Source organism: Lactobacillus equicursoris DSM 19284 = JCM 14600 = CIP 110162 (genome assembly GCF_001434815.1).
GTDB lineage: Bacteria > Bacillota > Bacilli > Lactobacillales > Lactobacillaceae > Lactobacillus > Lactobacillus equicursoris.
Map to the genome: position 1 here is coordinate 37,843 of NZ_AZDU01000008.1, position 14,430 is coordinate 52,272.

Annotated in this window: 16 protein-coding genes; 2 read left to right on the forward strand and 14 right to left on the reverse strand. The window is 45.6% G+C overall.

Annotated elements, in window-relative coordinates:
- Positions 1-61: 61 nt before the first annotated feature.
- The 6 genes from recO to rpsU form a co-directional block, all read right to left on the reverse strand.
- Entirely contained in the window at positions 62-826 is a 765-nt protein-coding gene (recO, locus tag FC20_RS02770) for a DNA repair protein RecO (RefSeq protein ID WP_008462427.1), read from the reverse strand.
- The gene (gene era, locus FC20_RS02775; RefSeq protein ID WP_008462428.1) at positions 826-1,731 is read right to left on the reverse strand and encodes a GTPase Era; all 906 of its coding nucleotides are present in this window, start codon (positions 1,729-1,731) and stop codon (positions 826-828) included. Before era ends, recO begins: the two co-directional genes overlap by 1 nt.
- Positions 1,715-2,134, reverse strand: a complete 420-nt coding sequence (gene cdd / locus FC20_RS02780) for a cytidine deaminase (protein WP_056945307.1) — start codon at positions 2,132-2,134, stop codon at positions 1,715-1,717. Before cdd ends, era begins: the two co-directional genes overlap by 17 nt.
- Complete coding sequence (ybeY, locus tag FC20_RS02785) at positions 2,134-2,658, reverse strand: rRNA maturation RNase YbeY (protein ID WP_008462436.1); 525 nt, start codon at positions 2,656-2,658, stop codon at positions 2,134-2,136. Before ybeY ends, cdd begins: the two co-directional genes overlap by 1 nt.
- Complete coding sequence (locus tag FC20_RS02790; RefSeq protein ID WP_008462437.1) at positions 2,658-3,605, reverse strand: PhoH family protein; 948 nt, start codon at positions 3,603-3,605, stop codon at positions 2,658-2,660. Before FC20_RS02790 ends, ybeY begins: the two co-directional genes overlap by 1 nt.
- Before the next feature lie 159 nt (positions 3,606-3,764).
- Complete coding sequence (gene rpsU / locus FC20_RS02795) at positions 3,765-3,941, reverse strand: 30S ribosomal protein S21 (RefSeq protein ID WP_002880182.1); 177 nt, start codon at positions 3,939-3,941, stop codon at positions 3,765-3,767.
- Positions 3,942-4,109: 168 nt separating this feature from the next.
- Here rpsU and FC20_RS02800 point away from each other — a divergent pair, with 168 nt between their 5' ends.
- Positions 4,110-4,970 (forward strand): pyruvate, water dikinase regulatory protein, encoded by an 861-nt coding sequence (locus FC20_RS02800; RefSeq protein ID WP_008462555.1) that lies wholly within the window; start codon positions 4,110-4,112, stop codon positions 4,968-4,970.
- A 308-nt stretch (positions 4,971-5,278) separates the two neighbouring features.
- On the opposite strand, the gene FC20_RS02805 is transcribed toward FC20_RS02800, so the two are convergent.
- On the reverse strand, positions 5,279-6,163 hold the full coding sequence (locus FC20_RS02805) for a YitT family protein (RefSeq protein ID WP_008462560.1): 885 nt from the start codon (positions 6,161-6,163) through the stop codon (positions 5,279-5,281).
- A 186-nt stretch (positions 6,164-6,349) separates the two neighbouring features.
- Between FC20_RS02805 and FC20_RS10285 the strand changes: the two genes are divergently transcribed.
- Positions 6,350-6,721 carry a hypothetical protein gene (locus FC20_RS10285; protein ID WP_156402946.1) on the forward strand — a complete coding sequence of 124 codons (372 nt, stop codon included), beginning with the start codon at positions 6,350-6,352 and terminating at the stop codon, positions 6,719-6,721.
- A gap of 152 nt (positions 6,722-6,873) precedes the next feature.
- On the opposite strand, the gene FC20_RS02815 is transcribed toward FC20_RS10285, so the two are convergent.
- From FC20_RS02815 to lysA, 7 genes are all read right to left on the reverse strand, one after another.
- Positions 6,874-7,179, reverse strand: coding sequence for a hypothetical protein (locus tag FC20_RS02815; protein WP_008462564.1), 306 nt, complete (start codon positions 7,177-7,179; stop codon positions 6,874-6,876).
- 388 nt (positions 7,180-7,567) lie between these two features.
- Positions 7,568-8,335 carry a glycosyltransferase family protein gene (locus FC20_RS10810; RefSeq protein WP_008462565.1) on the reverse strand — a complete coding sequence of 256 codons (768 nt, stop codon included), beginning with the start codon at positions 8,333-8,335 and terminating at the stop codon, positions 7,568-7,570.
- Between the two features lie 17 nt (positions 8,336-8,352).
- Positions 8,353-8,910, reverse strand: coding sequence for a glycosyltransferase family protein (locus FC20_RS10815; protein ID WP_236697626.1), 558 nt, complete (start codon positions 8,908-8,910; stop codon positions 8,353-8,355).
- Positions 8,903-10,411, reverse strand: coding sequence for an accessory Sec system glycosyltransferase GtfA (gene gtfA / locus FC20_RS02830; protein WP_008462568.1), 1,509 nt, complete (start codon positions 10,409-10,411; stop codon positions 8,903-8,905). The genes FC20_RS10815 and gtfA overlap by 8 nt, the downstream gene beginning before the upstream one ends.
- A 281-nt stretch (positions 10,412-10,692) precedes the next feature.
- Positions 10,693-11,403: a hypothetical protein gene (locus tag FC20_RS02835; protein ID WP_008462572.1), complete on the reverse strand. Its 711-nt coding sequence runs from the start codon at positions 11,401-11,403 to the stop codon at positions 10,693-10,695.
- 178 nt (positions 11,404-11,581) lie between these two features.
- Positions 11,582-12,766, reverse strand: coding sequence for an aminotransferase class I/II-fold pyridoxal phosphate-dependent enzyme (locus FC20_RS02840; RefSeq protein ID WP_008462573.1), 1,185 nt, complete (start codon positions 12,764-12,766; stop codon positions 11,582-11,584).
- Positions 12,767-12,948: 182 nt separating this feature from the next.
- Complete coding sequence (lysA, locus tag FC20_RS02845; protein WP_056945308.1) at positions 12,949-14,253, reverse strand: diaminopimelate decarboxylase; 1,305 nt, start codon at positions 14,251-14,253, stop codon at positions 12,949-12,951.
- Between the last annotated feature and the right edge of the window lie 177 nt (positions 14,254-14,430).

The window sequence follows — 14,430 nt, forward strand, 5'->3', positions numbered from 1 at the left end:
TTCTGATTCCTCATCATTGCCAATATAGCTTATATTTTACCACAAACACTGCTTATTTTCATTATTTTTTAGGAAAAATATCGGACCGGATTTCGTCTAAAAAGTTCAAGCTGGACAGCCGCAAATCGACCGTTGCCTGGTAGATCTTGCGGATCGCCTGCCGAGTCTCCAGCTTTAATTGATCGCTGACCCCAATTTCGCCCAAACGGTCAATCGGGATCAAGCCCAAAGTCCGAATGAGGCCAGTTGCTTTTGGCGACAGGTGCTCTCTTTGGACGCGGTTAAAGTGGTCACTGCAGACAACCCCGCCTAAGGCGATGGAATAGTCAAAAATGCCCTGCTCTTTGCCGCAAATAAGGCAAGAGGCCAAATGCGGCATCACCCCGTAGGCAGCTAATAGCTGCAATTCCACCATTTGGGTGATGATTTCCGGGTCTTGGCCGGCCACGATCCGCTTAAAGGCGCTGACCAATAGCCCATAAAACTCATCTAAAGGTTGGTATTCGCTAAAAGCGTGGTCGGCCAGGTCAAAGAGATAAGACAGGTAGGCATTTTTTACCAGATCGCTATAGAGCTCATCGTGCTGCTTGAGATCCTTGGTCGCCCGCAGCTGGCTGATGCCCCGTCTTTTGGTCAAGATGCTAAAAGTGCCTTCGGTAAAGGGCAAGGCAACCGCGTTAAAAGGGGACTTGGGCCGCATCCCGCCCTTGATGATCACGGTCACGATCCCGAGTTCCCTGGTCCAGAGCTTGGCCAGGAGGTCTGCTTCTTGGTACCTCCGCCTTTTAAAGAGAATCCCGGTCACATCCAGCAGGTCATAAGCCATTAGAGGTCCTTCTTATCGTAGCCGATCGACTTCAAGAAGGCAGGATCTTGGCGCCAGTTGTGTCTGACCTTGACCCAGAGCTGGAGGTTGACCTTTTCGCCTAAAAGGCTTTCGATTTCTTTTCTGGACTTCATCCCGATCTGCTTGATCATGGCGCCGCCCTTGCCGATGATGATCCGCTTTTGGCCATCTTTTTCCACATAGATGGTGGCGTTAACCTGCAATTTGCCATTGATCCGCTCGTTCATCTGTTCTACCCAGACCGCGGTTGAGTGGGGCACTTCTTGCCCGGTCAAGCGCAAGATCTGCTCTCTGATCATTTCGGCAACGACAAAGTATTCAGGCCGGTCAGTTACTTCGTCAGAAGCGTAGTATTGGGGGCCTTCTGGCAGGTAGTCCTTGATCGTCTTTAAAAGGTCGTCCACCCCGTTGCCCTGGCTGGCTGAAATTGGCAAAAATTCATCAAAGTCGCCAACTGCTTGGTAAGAGTCAATAATTGGGAGCAAGTCGTTTGGGTGAACCTGGTCAATCTTGTTAATGACCAAAAAAACTGGTACTTCCACATTTTTCAAAAGGCCAGCAACGTATTCTTCACCCTTGCCCGCTTTTTTAGCATCAACCATAAAGAGGACTAGGTCTACGTCGTTTAAGGCAGACAGGCTGGCCTTGTCCATGTATTCGTCCAGGTCAGAGTGGCTCTTAAAGATCCCGGGCGTGTCGACAAAGACGGCCTGCATATCGTCTTCGGTATAAATGCCAAAAATCTTGTTTCTCGTCGTTTGCGGCTTGGCGGAAGTAATCGCCACCTTCTGCCCGATCAAGCGGTTCATCAAGGTTGACTTGCCAACGTTTGGCCGGCCGATTAAGGCCACAAAGCCTGACTTATGCTTATTTGTTTGCACCATCTTCAATATCCTTTTCTGTAAACTGGTATGGCAAAAGCTGCTCAACCATGTATTCCGCAAAGTCGCCCTGGCTGTCGGGCAAGATGACTTTGGCATCCCGCGCCATCAGCTCACTCATTACCTGCCGGCAGGCCCCGCAAGGGGAAATTGGCCGGTCGGTGTTGCCGATGATCAACAGGGTCTTGATCTTGCCTGGCCTGCCGCTGTTGACCCAGCCAAACATAGCCGTTCTTTCTGCGCAATTGGTTAGACCAAAAGAAGAATTTTCAATGTTAACCCCAGTAAAAATCTCCCCTTGGTCAGTTACAAGAGCTGCCGCCACATGGAAGTGGCTGTATGGGGCATAGGCGTCTTTTAAATGGTCCTTGGCCAGGTCAAAAAGCTGCTTTTCTTCAGGAGTCATTACTTGCCTCTCCCTTCATCTAATTGGTCTGGGTAAAGGGGCAGACCGTATTCTTCTAAGACCTTGCCCTGGATGCCAAACATTTCCTTGGCTTCACCCGGTTCAATGTGGTCATAGCCATTCAAGTGAAGGTAGCCATGAACGATGGTGTAGCCAAATTCCCGGTCAAAGCCGGTGCCGTATTCTTGGCTATGGCGTTCGATGACGCTTGGACACATGAAAAGGTCACCGATATCTTCAGTGAAGTCTGGGTCGTCCATAAAGGCAGACAGGTCTAGGCCATCTTCTCCATCTTCAATGGCAAAGGAAATCACGTCCGTTGGCCGGTCCTTGTCCCGGTAGTCGCGGTTGATTGCTTGAGAGCGGTCTTCATCCACAAAGTTGATGCTCATTTCTTGAGCGTTGTCTTTGCCAATCTCCTTTTTGGCTAATAAAAGCAAATCCATGATCCACTTTTCCCAATCGCGGCCCTCTTTTTCTAAAAAGCCGACATCATCTTGGTAGCTTACGTCAATACCTTCCATTATTTTCCTTCTCTTTCATAGGCCTGAATAATCTTGGCCACCACTGGGTGCCGCACCACGTCGCTGGCGCTGAATTCGACAAACTTGATCTGGTCAATCCCCTGCAAAATGTCTTGGGCCGTCACCAGCCCGCTCTTAGCCTTGCCCGGCAAGTCGATCTGGGCCATGTCGCCATTAACGACCATCTTGGAGTTAAAGCCTAGTCTCGTTAAAAACATCTTCATTTGGGCATCAGTCGTATTTTGCGCTTCGTCCAAAATGACAAAGGCGTCTTCCAAGGTCCGCCCTCTCATGTAAGCAAGAGGCGCAATTTCAATGACGCCCCGCTCCATCAGGCGGTCGGTTGGTCCCTGGCCCAAAATTGCGTAAAGTGAGTCGTAAATCGGCCGCAGGTAAGGGTCAACTTTTTCCTTCAAGTCCCCTGGCAAAAAGCCGAGGGATTCCCCAGCTTCTACAGCAGGCCGGGTCAAGATGATTTTGGAGACTTCACCCTTTTTAAAGGCAGCAACAGCGCAGACCACTGCCAAAAAAGTCTTCCCGGTCCCAGCCGGTCCAATGCCAAAGACCACGTCGCTCTTATTGATGGCTTCAACGTAGTCTTTCTGGGTCATATTTTTCACCCGAACAGGCCGGCCCTTGGCATCCCGGATCAAGATTTGCTTGTAGAGGTCGCCAAAATACTCGGTCGTCCCCCGGTCCGCCATCTTCATGGCACTGACCACGTCAGCAGCCGTCAGGTTGATGCCGCTAGAAGCCACCTTATCAAGGGCCTTCAAGGCCGTGATCACCTTTTCGACTTGATCTTCTTCGCCCTTGATGTTGATCTTTTCTCCTAAATCATCCAACTCAACATCGTAGCCCTCTGCAATCAGCTTTAAATTGCCATCATTTACGCCAACGAGCTTTTGAATATTCTCGACGCTCTCAGGCGAAAACTTCTTTTCCAAATGCGGGACACTCCTTTAATCAACAATTTTCAAATTCTTAAGGTTCCTATCTTAATGATACACATTTGCCAAACATTGGACAACCGGAATGCGTCATTTATAGGCAAGAAGAAATAAGGGCATGAAAAAAGCTCCCGTTTTCACGAGAGCTTCAGTCAATTAATAATGTCTACGCTTACGAGCAGCCTCAGATTTTAACTTTCTGCGAACGCTTGGCTTTTCGTAGAATTCACGCTTACGGTATTCTTGCAAAGTACCACTTCTAGAAACGGAACGCTTAAAACGACGAAGAGCATCATCAATAGACTCGTTTTCGTGAACGATAGTCTTAGCCATGTGTGATCCCTCCTTCCATTTCTTGGCATTACTGCCATAAACATTTATCTAAATTATAGCAAATTTAGCCTAATCGTCAAGGCCTTCAAGAGATTTTTTTGAAATATTTGCCATCATCAACCGCTTTCACGCTTTTTCCGGTATAATAGAGTTAACGAGGTGATTAATATGACTGAAACGACTACAGCCAATACTGAAAAGACAACTGAAAAAGAGAAAATCGAAGTTAACATTATCATTATTTCCGACTCAGCTGGCGAAACGGCCTTTAACAACGCCCAAGCCGCTGCCGTTCAATTCCCCGGTGCCGAGATCAACTACCGGCGCTACCCTTTCATCACTGACCAAAAGAAGCTGAACAAGACCTTAGATGAGATCGAACAATACCCTAACCTGGTTATCGTCTACAGCTTGGTTGATGAAAAGCTGCAATTACCAATCATCAAGTACGCTAGAGAGCACAAGGCCAAGTACATCGACATCTTATCGCCAATCATCGAAGCCATCAGTCAAACGACCCACTTGAAACCAGAAGGCTTGGTTGGGGCCAACCACCAGCTGACCACCAAGTACTTCAACCGGATTTCAGCTATGGAATTTGCGGTTATGTACGACGATGGCAAGGATCCAAGAGGCTTTTTGGAAGCGGACGTGGTTTTGCTCGGGGTTTCCAGAACCTCTAAGACGCCTTTGTCCTTGCTATTAGCCAACAAGGGGCTCAAAGTCGCTAATCTGCCTCTAGTTCCGCAAACCCACATCCCAAAGGAAATCTATGAAATTGACCCGAAGAAGATTATCGGATTGACCAATGATCCAAAGGTTTTGAACCGAATCCGCCGGCAAAGAATGATCTCTTACGGGATGGATCCAGACACGACCTACTCCAACATGGACTCCATCAACGAAGAGCTGGAAAGTGCCATGGCGCTCTACAAGAAGCTGGGCTGCTTCGTAATCAATGTTGCAGAAAGATCTATCGAAGAAACTGCTGCCTTGATCATGAACCACCTGGGCTACGAAGAAGACTAAGAAAAATGCGTTACCTGCAACTTGCAAGTAACGCGTTTTATTATTCTCAGAGCCTCTAATCAACTCTAAACGCTTCATCAGAAACTGGATCAACGATAATGTCAAACAGCTTTTCCTCGGCTTTTTCAGTCGATTCGCCAACAATGCGGAAAGTATAGAAAAAGTCCGCATGTCTGCGCCGATCAGGCTTAGAAATTTGCACCTTGGCGTTCTGATGTCCATGTTCGTGGGCGTATTCACTTGCGATTTCTATTTAGCCTTCACTAAGGAAGTAAGCAAAAAGCGCGCCGTAGCGCGCCTTTTTACATCTAAACAACTTCCTGCTCACGAAAGCGTCCATAGATCTTTTGCACTTCCGTAACGCTCATAAAGGCAAAAGGATCGCATTTTTGGACGGTGGTTCGGATATCGTACAAGTCGTAGGTATCGATAATAGTGATTAGGACCGTTTTTTCCGTATGACCATAGGCTCCTTCGACATCGTGGAAGATGGTGATCCCGCGGTGCATTTTTTCCTGGATGCCTTCAATGATGGCTTCTGGGTGCTCGGTAACGATCATTACCTGCAACTTGTGGTGCTGGGTGTAGACGGAGTCGATCATCCGACCATTGATGAAGATGTTTAAGGCCGTGTAAAGAGCCCGTGACCAGTCAAAGAGGAAACCGGCGATCAGGACAATCACCAAGTTGACCAGAATGTTGAACTTGCCATAGTTCATCCCGGTCTTTTTTCTAACAACAATACCCAAAATATCGAGTCCCCCAGTTGAAATCCCACTCTTCAGAGCTATCCCAGTGCCAAGACCGTTCACCGCGGCCCCAAAAATGGCGCAGAGGATAGGATCCAAACTGATGTGGGTCGGCTGAATGTAGCGCATCATGATCGTCGACATGGCAACAGCAAAGACCGTGTAGCCAGTAAATTCATGCCCGATCTTGTTCCAGGCAAGGATAAACAAAGGAACGTTCAAGGCAAAGTATGTTGCTTCAGTCGGGATCGTGAACGGCAGATAGCGGCTCGTCACCGTGTTGACGATCTGGGCAAAGCCAGTAATGCCAGAAGAATAGATATGTCCAGGGTGCCAGAAAAAGTTTAAGGCGACGGCAACCATGACAGAATAAAGGATAGCCGTCCCAATTCTTACTAAAAAACTATTGTTGCGTGAAAAGCGATTTAAGTCAAAATCATTCATTTTTTCATGCGACCTCAATTTCATAAAGTTCTGGCTTCAGCAAGTCTGAAGCCTTTCTACCATATTAATGATACAGCTTTTCTCGGGCAGTTTGAACCGAGGAAGAGCTTTTTCAAAAGAAAAAACGTCTAACAATTTGTTAGACGTTTTCCTTTACTCAAATAAGACTATTTGTTGCTTGAAACGTTGGCTAAACTGTCGCTTTCAGAACTTGCTGCGCTTGAGTTGAAGGCTGATTCAGAAGCAGACACAGAGGTACTTGCTGAAACGGAAGTCATGGCGCTTTGTTCAGCAGAAGTTGGGTCACTCATACTTGCCAATTCTGAAGCAGACATTTGCTCAACTTCAAGTTCAGATTTGATTTTAGACTTTTCTTCGCTAATTGAAAGACTCTCTGAATTGTATTCCAACAAGCTCTTAGATGCGGAAGCACTTGCACTAGCTGATTTTGAAACGGACTCACTTGTGGACTTTGAAGTGGATATTGATTCACTTACGCTCTTACTCTTCGATTCCGACAAACTCGTGCTAGTTGACTTTGAAGTCTTTTCTGATTGAGAAATCGATTCAGATTCTTTGATAGATTCTCTAATACTCTTTGAAACAGCTTCACTCTGACTTTCTAAAACAGATTTTGACGCACTTTTCTGTTTCTTGCTATCTGATTCTGACGCAAGACTCTTTGAAATGCTGTCAGCTTCACTAGCGCTTTACGAGTCAAAAATACTCTTACTTTTTGATGCAGATTCAATAGCAATAATAGAATTGCTCTCGCTGATTGCCTTACTTGCACTCTCAGACTCAGGAACTGATTCACTTTCAGAATTCTTGCCTTCAGACTGACTCTCTTCAGATCCAGTTTGGCTGCTCGTTTCAGACTTTTCTTCTGATGCCGCTTCAGTCTTGCTCTCAGTATTCTTAGCCTTCTCAGCTTTAGCTTCACTTTCGCTGCTTGACTGACTCAGACTAGCCGTGTCTTGAGTCGCGTCAACCGCTGCTTCAACTTGGGACGTCATCCCATAAGCCTTAGGGTCAATCAGTGCATTCGCTGCCGCAGCTCCGCCCGCAAAGCGGTGATCCCTTTTAAAGCAACTATTTTTGCATTATATTTTACGTAAGGATCATTTTGCTTTACTGATTATTTTGCTCTGAATTTACCTAGGAATTTTACTCAGATCTTTTTCAAGTTTCGCCATTACTCAGCAATTTCAGCAAATTACGGAAATTTGCGAATACTGACCCTTTTTACTTAGATTATAATACGACCTCTATTGGTTTTAATAGCAAATGTTTACCAAGTTATTACATTAATTCCAGTTGTAAAGAATAGGATAAATCTATATCTGCCAGCTAAAAAGTAAAGGCTTTTTTGCCTTCACTTTATGTTTTATTATTATTTGCTTATTAAGAGAAAAAGTTGCCCAGTTCGTTTTGATAGTTTGAAACCGCTGTTGTTTCAGCTTGTACCATTTGTGACCTCAGGCTTTTATTAAAGGCAGATGGATCTTCCAAAACTTTCTTTATTTTGGTAATTAAACCATCAAAGTCTTGAGCAGCAAAGATATTTTCTGGCGCCGTATACTTGCTGGCATGCAAGGTATCCCGAAAAGCTAAAATCAGCTGCTGGTTTTCAAAAGTCTGTCTTCCCGCTTCCAGAATTTCGTTGGCATAGTTGATGTCTAAGTATAGATCATCTTCAGCCAACAATTTTTGTGTATCTTCATCCCTCACTACTGGATACAAGGCCACATTATCATAGTGGCCAAAGCCCATCAAGCGGCTAGACATTTCCATAATGGCTGCAATATCAAAGTGGACTTCTGGCAAAGCTTCAACAATCTGTTTCAAGCCTTCGATTTGATCGGAGTTGGTAAAAGTCAAAGCCCGCTTCCGGTGCTGGTTTTCCCTTCTAAACGGGTAGATCGTGCCTAGGTATGATACTTTAGCCTTTTCTGCCTCGCCCAATTGACCAGTGATTTTTTCATATTCTGCCTTATTCTGAATCACCACTCGGCTTTCTGGCAGTTTGCCGTGCAAAAGATAAAGCATGTTGTCAGGAACATTGCCTTGGCTTCTTTCTTGCCAGAAAAGCATGTTGCGCTTTGGCTTATTCTTGAGGTTAATCAAGGTAATGAGGCAGGTCCCCAGGGAATTAAAAATCACCCCATCCATTTTGTAATCAGCGTGGTCTAGATGTAAGCCGTCAGCTGGTTGAGACTGGTAAAGTTGTAGATCTTGCCATCTGGAGCGTTATAGGTGTAGTCACCCGTAAAGTGGTTTTGAATCAGAACTTCTTGCCCATTGTCAGCAAAATAACTGGTCATGGCTTGATTACCAGCTTTGTCGCAGGATGTGACCGCATATTTCCAGCCCCATTGGTTGTAGTGGTCGATAATCCGAACTCGCCCTTGCTCATCTAGCCAAGAAACTTCACTAACCAGGCGCTTGCGGTCATTTTTCCAGTACTTGATCCGCCCTCTTTGCTGACCATGATTCAGGACTTCACCTGATTGGGCGTTAGCCTTGATTTCCCAGTATTCCGGTAAATCAATCTCGTTAAAATACCGTGGCCGTCCTTGAAATTTTGAGCCAGCAGCTTGCAAAAAATACTTAAGTGGCGATTCCACATCACTTGGCAAGAAGCCATTATCCTTAATCACCACCGTAGGGTGCTGGTAGCCAGCCGCTTTAAGCGAGCTTTCTAAATCTTGGCTTTTTTCTGTATATTCAAAAAAGAGATTAATCATGGCAAAGCTCACTTTCTATCGCCTTTTTCCAAAGCTTGGCAACCTTCTTGCTCTTATATTTTTCCGCTACTTGGTAAGAAGCCTCTGAGAAACTTGGCAAATCTGAATTAAAGAGTTTGCCGATCGCGGAAGACATCAGGTCAATATGCTGATTGACTGTCTCCAAGCGATCATACGGCAGCAAGTAGCCGTTTTGTCCATCATGAATAAAAGTTGGATTGCCGTAGCGGACGTCAAAACCGATCATCGATAGTCCTGACCCCACTGCCTCAAGCAGGGTTAAGCCAAAGCCTTCACTGGTTGAGCAGGACAGGTAGCCTTGATAGTTTTGGTAGATCTCATCCATCTTTTGGTGGCCCATCAGTCGGATGTAGCCACCGGCTCCGCACTCGTTAATTACTGCTCTTAAAGACGCTTCTTCAGACCCTGACCCGTAAATATCTAAGGTTAAGTCAGGCAAGCCTTGCTTAGCTTTCGCCACAGCCCGAATGGCCCAGTCCAGGTGCTTTTCACTGGCTAATCGCGAGGCCGTTACCAGGCTGCACTTTTTCCGCTTGGCAAAAGGCACCTTGTGCAACTTTTCCAGACTGCCCACTGGAATGGCATAGACAACTGGCTTTCTGCCTTGGTACTTAAGGAACTGCTTTTCCATCAATTCTTTTTGCAATTCAGTTGCGGCCACGTAAAAGTCGATCTGCTTCGAGTGCTGGAATTCATACTCATAGTAATTGTTCCAGAGGATGGTATCGTCATTAGTTTCAGCCTCGCTGAAGTGGTCGGCATGGACAATGGTTCCTACTCTAGCCTTGCCGCGGTTTTCTAGGATTTCCTGGCCCTGATCCTCCGCCCGGTCAATCAGGATGATGTCTTTTTTGCCAAAATCGAGCTCTTTCAGCATTTTGGCTAACAGCTCATGCTTAGAATAGAGAATCTCATCTTTGAACTTAAACATGGACTCCCCATCTCCGTCAATGATTTCATCATAAACAGTCGTTCCATCTTCATTGTAAAAGCGGCGCTGGTAAAGCTTTGCCCGGTTGTCTTTAGGGGCATAAAATTCCGTGCAGTAGCGGCCATAGTTAAAGTAGTCCTTGCGAACTAAATTAGCTCCTGACACATATTCAATCCGCTCAACAATGTCAGAACCATCACTCTTCAAATAAGCCGTTGCCCAAAAATCATTGTCAAAAACGTAGCGCACCGACTTGGTCAACTTTTTCTTTTCCACGATTTTTGGCAAGTGCTTTTCCAGTCTCTTTAAAGTATAGCTGCCTGGCTTAATCTTAAAGTCAGTGAAAAAAGTATAGAGCCAGATAACTTCATTATCACGGAAATCGAGGTTTTCAGTTAAATGGGCAATATTTTCATAACCGATCCAGTCGGTAAAGATAAACTTGGCCTTGATGCCAAGCTTACGAAAAACCTGCCCCCGGTAGCTTTGGGCATATTCAACCCCACTAGAAGCCCAGCCAATCCCCTTGTTAATACTGTAAACTGTCATCGTAAAATCCTACATTAACCTAAAAATTGCCAACAAAGCGCTAATAATTATGACCGCCGAAATAATCATCCCAAACAGACGGTAGCCTGTTAATTTCGTTTTTTCCGGCTTGGCCACCTGATTGCGGACTTCCTTTAGCTGGGCATCATGTGGGCAGTTAGCAAGTCTCGATCTTGGCCCTTGCTTGATCTTTTCTCATTTTCTTGCTTAGACATAGTAAACATCCTTTTCGCCTAATTTATTGATTGAAATACTGCTCATAAGCAATCCACATCAAAAGCTTAAAAAACCGTCTGGGAATCTGCCAAATCAAGGCTTGACAGATCCTCATTAAAGCTATAAGACAAGCTGTCTAAGATAAAACGACTCAATTCTTTCTTGGTCACATGCGGATGTTGCTTGAGAAAGTCGGTAAAAAAGACTTTGAGATAGCCTTCCAGGTCATAATTTACTCCATCGGAGAAGATAATCTGGTTCCGGGTATCATAAACTTGTTCACGCTGGATTTCATCACTAGCCCCCATGGACAGCTGCTGTTTACGGGTATTATAGTCTTCTTCATCACTCTTGATCTGGGACGACCGGATGGCATTTCTAATCCGCCAATTTTTTAACTCGTGGGGTTCAGTCATATCCAGATCTTCTGAACGATATTTCTCCCGGTACTTATCTAGCCACAAGGGACCATGCTTGATTACCACGTCATCTTCAAGAAAAACGTAGAATTCGCTGCTGCCAGGGTCGCCCTGCCGGCCGATGGCATGAAGCTTTTTAACTTCTTCTAGACTGGCCAATAGCTTACTTGGCAGGTCAGGATAAATCCGGTCCGGCATGTCTTTTCTAATCGCCGGCCGGTTGATCGTGATTCGGACCACCTTAGTTCCATAAATCTTAAAAAATTCATCTTTAGCTGAATAACCAGTCCCAGTGTGCGTTTGGGCAAAGGGCAAGGGGATGTGCTTACCGAAAATAAAGATGCCGAGGTAGAGCAAAGACCACCAGGCCTTGGTTAAAATGGTCCTTCTGCCCCATGCTTTTTAAATTCTTAAGTTAAATGATAACATAGGCGCTAACTTTGTGGTAATTCTGGACTAGCTCTTTCAGAAAATAAAATAAGAACATGACTTATGTCATGCTCTTATTTATCATTGTATTACAACTTTGTTATTCTTAATTTTCCTTAACGAACTTAGTAATTCGCTTCAAGGCTTCGTGCAAGTGTTCATCACTTGAAGCGTAAGACATGCGGACGTAGCCCTTGCCCCCTTGACCGAAGAAGAAACCTGGCGTTACCCCAACGCGGGCCTTTTCAGCCAACGCCTTGGCAAAGGAAACGTCATCGCCGTTGTACTTTTCTGGGATCTTGGCAAAAATGTAGAAGGCCCCTCTTGGCAGCGCCATGTCAAAACCTAATTCCTTCAAGCCCTTTTCCATGAAGGTCACCCGGCGCTGGTAGATTTCCTTAAATTCCTTCGGGTCATCCAGACCGTTTTCCAAGGCTTCGATCCCAGCAGCTTGCACATTGTTAGTTACAGAAGTAATGGTGAAGTCGTTCAGCTTAGCAACGTTCTTCATGATTTCTGCTGGGCCACAGATAAAGCCAAGCCGCCAGCCAGTCATGGCGTGGGACTTGGACAAGCCAGAAATATACAAGGTTCTTTCTGGGATGTAAGTAGCAACTGAGTAGTGCTTGGTATCGCCGTAGATCAGTTCAGCATAGATTTCATCGCTCAAGGCATACAAGTGGTGCTTCTTGATGACTTCAGCCAAGCCTTCGATCACTTCTTTTGGATAAGTTACCCCAGTAGGGTTGCTTGGGTCGTTCAGCATTACTGCCTTCACGCCCTTGCCTTCTCTTTCAATCACTTCTTCCAGCTTTTCTGGAGTTAAGACAAAGCCATCATCAGAAGTGTCAACTTCCACTGGCGTTGCCCCAGTTAAGCAGACTTCTTGCATGTACATAGACCAAACAGGAGTTGGGATAATTACCTTATCACCAGTATTTAAGAGAGCGCCCAAGGTAACGTTCAAGGCTTCGGTTGCCCCAACCGTTACCGTGATTTCCGTTTCCGGATCATAGTCAACGCCGTCCAGCTTTTTCACATACTTGCTAATGGCTTGACGCAGTCTTGGCATCCCAGATTGAGGAGCATAGTGGGTGTCGTTAGCTTCAATGTCCTTGATAGCCGCTTGCTTAACATGTTCTGGCGTGTCCAGGTCTGGTTCCCCCAAGGTCAGCTTGATTACGCCCTCATATTGAGAAACGTAGCGATCAAACAAACGGATGTCAGATGGCATCAAAGCGTCCAGCTTGTGGTTAACAATTCCTTCCAAGTCCTGTGCTAATTTTGGCATAAAAAATTCTCTCCTTGAATCGAAAAGTAAATAGCTTAACAATCAAGTTGATTTTACCATATTTTGTTAGTAATTACTCAAAATCAAAACGAATTTTCATGGAAAAGTATCGGATAAAGTTAATTATTTTAGATTACTGCCAGGCTGTACTTAACTATGTTAAATATTACCCGGTCAATTCTTTAATATTTTAAGTCATTCTTGATCAAGTCGTAATAGCTTTCCCGCTTGATCACCAGCTTGTCTTGCCCATCTTCAGCAAAAACCACGGCAGGACGGGGGTTGCGGTTGTAGTTTGAAGCCATGGAGTAGCCATAGGCACCGGTGCTTAATAAGACAACTACGTCGCCTGGTTCGTTTTTTGGCAAGGGACAATTCTTAATCAAGATATCGCCGCTTTCGCAGTACTTGCCGACCAGATTGACCTTTTCTTCTGGTTCAGCCAAGGGCTGGTCAGCTAATACGGCAGAATACTCGGCTTGGTAAAGAGCCGGCCGGATATTGTCCCCCATCCCGCCGTCTACGGCTACGTAGCTGGTGTAGCCTGGCAAGTCTTTCCGAGAACCAATGGTGTAAAGGCTGTAGCCCGCCGGCCCCACAATCGCCCGGCCCGGCTCAATCCAAATTTGCGGCACCGGCATTTCATGCTGGCTGCAATAAGTCTTGATCTCCTTGACGATGGCACGAACAAATTCTTCAGCTGGCAAGGGGGTATCTGCTTCGGTATAGGAAATCCCAAAACCGCCCCCAACGTTCAATACTTGGCACTGGTAGCCATATTTTTCCAGCCAGTGGCTGCTGAGTTCGCAGAGCTTTTGCCCGCAGCCTTCAAAGCCGCGCACGTCAAAAATCTGAGAGCCAATGTGGGCATGGACGCCGATCATTTCAAAGTCAGGGTTAGCTAATACTTTTTCCAATGCCAAGTCTGCTTGCCCACTGCCCAGGTCAAAACCAAACTTTGAGTCCACTTGTCCAGTTTGGATGTATTCGTTAGTGTGGGCGCTGATCCCCGGCGTCACCCGGAGCATGACCTTAATCTTGGCTTTTTTCTCTTTCAAGATTTGGCTCAACAGATCAATTTCATGGAAGTTGTCCAACATGATCACGCCAACTTGGTTGTCAACCGCCATTTCCAATTCGCTCCGGGTCTTGTTGTTGCCGTGGAAGCTGACTTTATCCATGGGAAAGCCGGCTTTAATCGCCGTATACAATTCGCCTCCTGAAACCACGTCAGTGTGGGCCCCTTCTTCAGCCATGACCTGGTAGATAGCCAGACAGGAAAAGGCTTTTGAAGCATAGCTGACTTCATAGTCGACGCCTTCTTCTTCAAAAACGCGCTTAAAGGCTTGAACAGCTTGGCGAATCTTAGTTACGTCAAAGACTTGCAGGGGCGTTTGGTATTTCTTGGCTAAAAAATCCGCATCAACGCCGCCGATTTGCAAGTGGCCAGCATCATTTACATCGCTTGTCTTGATCAATTTATTCACTTAGATAACCTCATTTTTTTATCATCTTTTAATCATTACTTTCAGTTTAGAGATAACTTTTGCTTTGGTCAAGTAAAAAGGTAAAAACGAGAAAAATATCAAAAGCAAAACAAAAGAGGACATGCCTACTTGCATGTCCTCTTTACCAATTGCGTTAGCTGGATTCGAACCAGCGCA

What these genes read in the sequence shown, in the direction of transcription:
- FC20_RS10810 (WP_008462565.1), bottom strand. Translation starts at nt 8,335, where the DNA reads ATGGATGGGGTGATTTTTAATTCCCTGGGGACCTGCCTCATTACCTTG.
- ybeY (WP_008462436.1), bottom strand. Translation starts at nt 2,658, where the DNA reads ATGGAAGGTATTGACGTAAGCTACCAAGATGATGTCGGCTTTTTAGAA.
- era (WP_008462428.1), bottom strand. Translation starts at nt 1,731, where the DNA reads ATGGTGCAAACAAATAAGCATAAGTCAGGCTTTGTGGCCTTAATCGGC.
- FC20_RS02800 (WP_008462555.1), top strand. Translation starts at nt 4,110, where the DNA reads ATGACTGAAACGACTACAGCCAATACTGAAAAGACAACTGAAAAAGAG.
- FC20_RS02840 (WP_008462573.1), bottom strand. Translation starts at nt 12,766, where the DNA reads ATGCCAAAATTAGCACAGGACTTGGAAGGAATTGTTAACCACAAGCTG.
- gtfA (WP_008462568.1), bottom strand. Translation starts at nt 10,411, where the DNA reads ATGACAGTTTACAGTATTAACAAGGGGATTGGCTGGGCTTCTAGTGGG.
- rpsU (WP_002880182.1), bottom strand. Translation starts at nt 3,941, where the DNA reads ATGGCTAAGACTATCGTTCACGAAAACGAGTCTATTGATGATGCTCTT.
- FC20_RS10815 (WP_236697626.1), bottom strand. Translation starts at nt 8,910, where the DNA reads ATGATTAATCTCTTTTTTGAATATACAGAAAAAAGCCAAGATTTAGAA.
- FC20_RS02815 (WP_008462564.1), bottom strand. Translation starts at nt 7,179, where the DNA reads ATGACGTCCCAAGTTGAAGCAGCGGTTGACGCGACTCAAGACACGGCT.
- FC20_RS02805 (WP_008462560.1), bottom strand. Translation starts at nt 6,163, where the DNA reads ATGAATGATTTTGACTTAAATCGCTTTTCACGCAACAATAGTTTTTTA.
- recO (WP_008462427.1), bottom strand. Translation starts at nt 826, where the DNA reads ATGGCTTATGACCTGCTGGATGTGACCGGGATTCTCTTTAAAAGGCGG.
- cdd (WP_056945307.1), bottom strand. Translation starts at nt 2,134, where the DNA reads ATGACTCCTGAAGAAAAGCAGCTTTTTGACCTGGCCAAGGACCATTTA.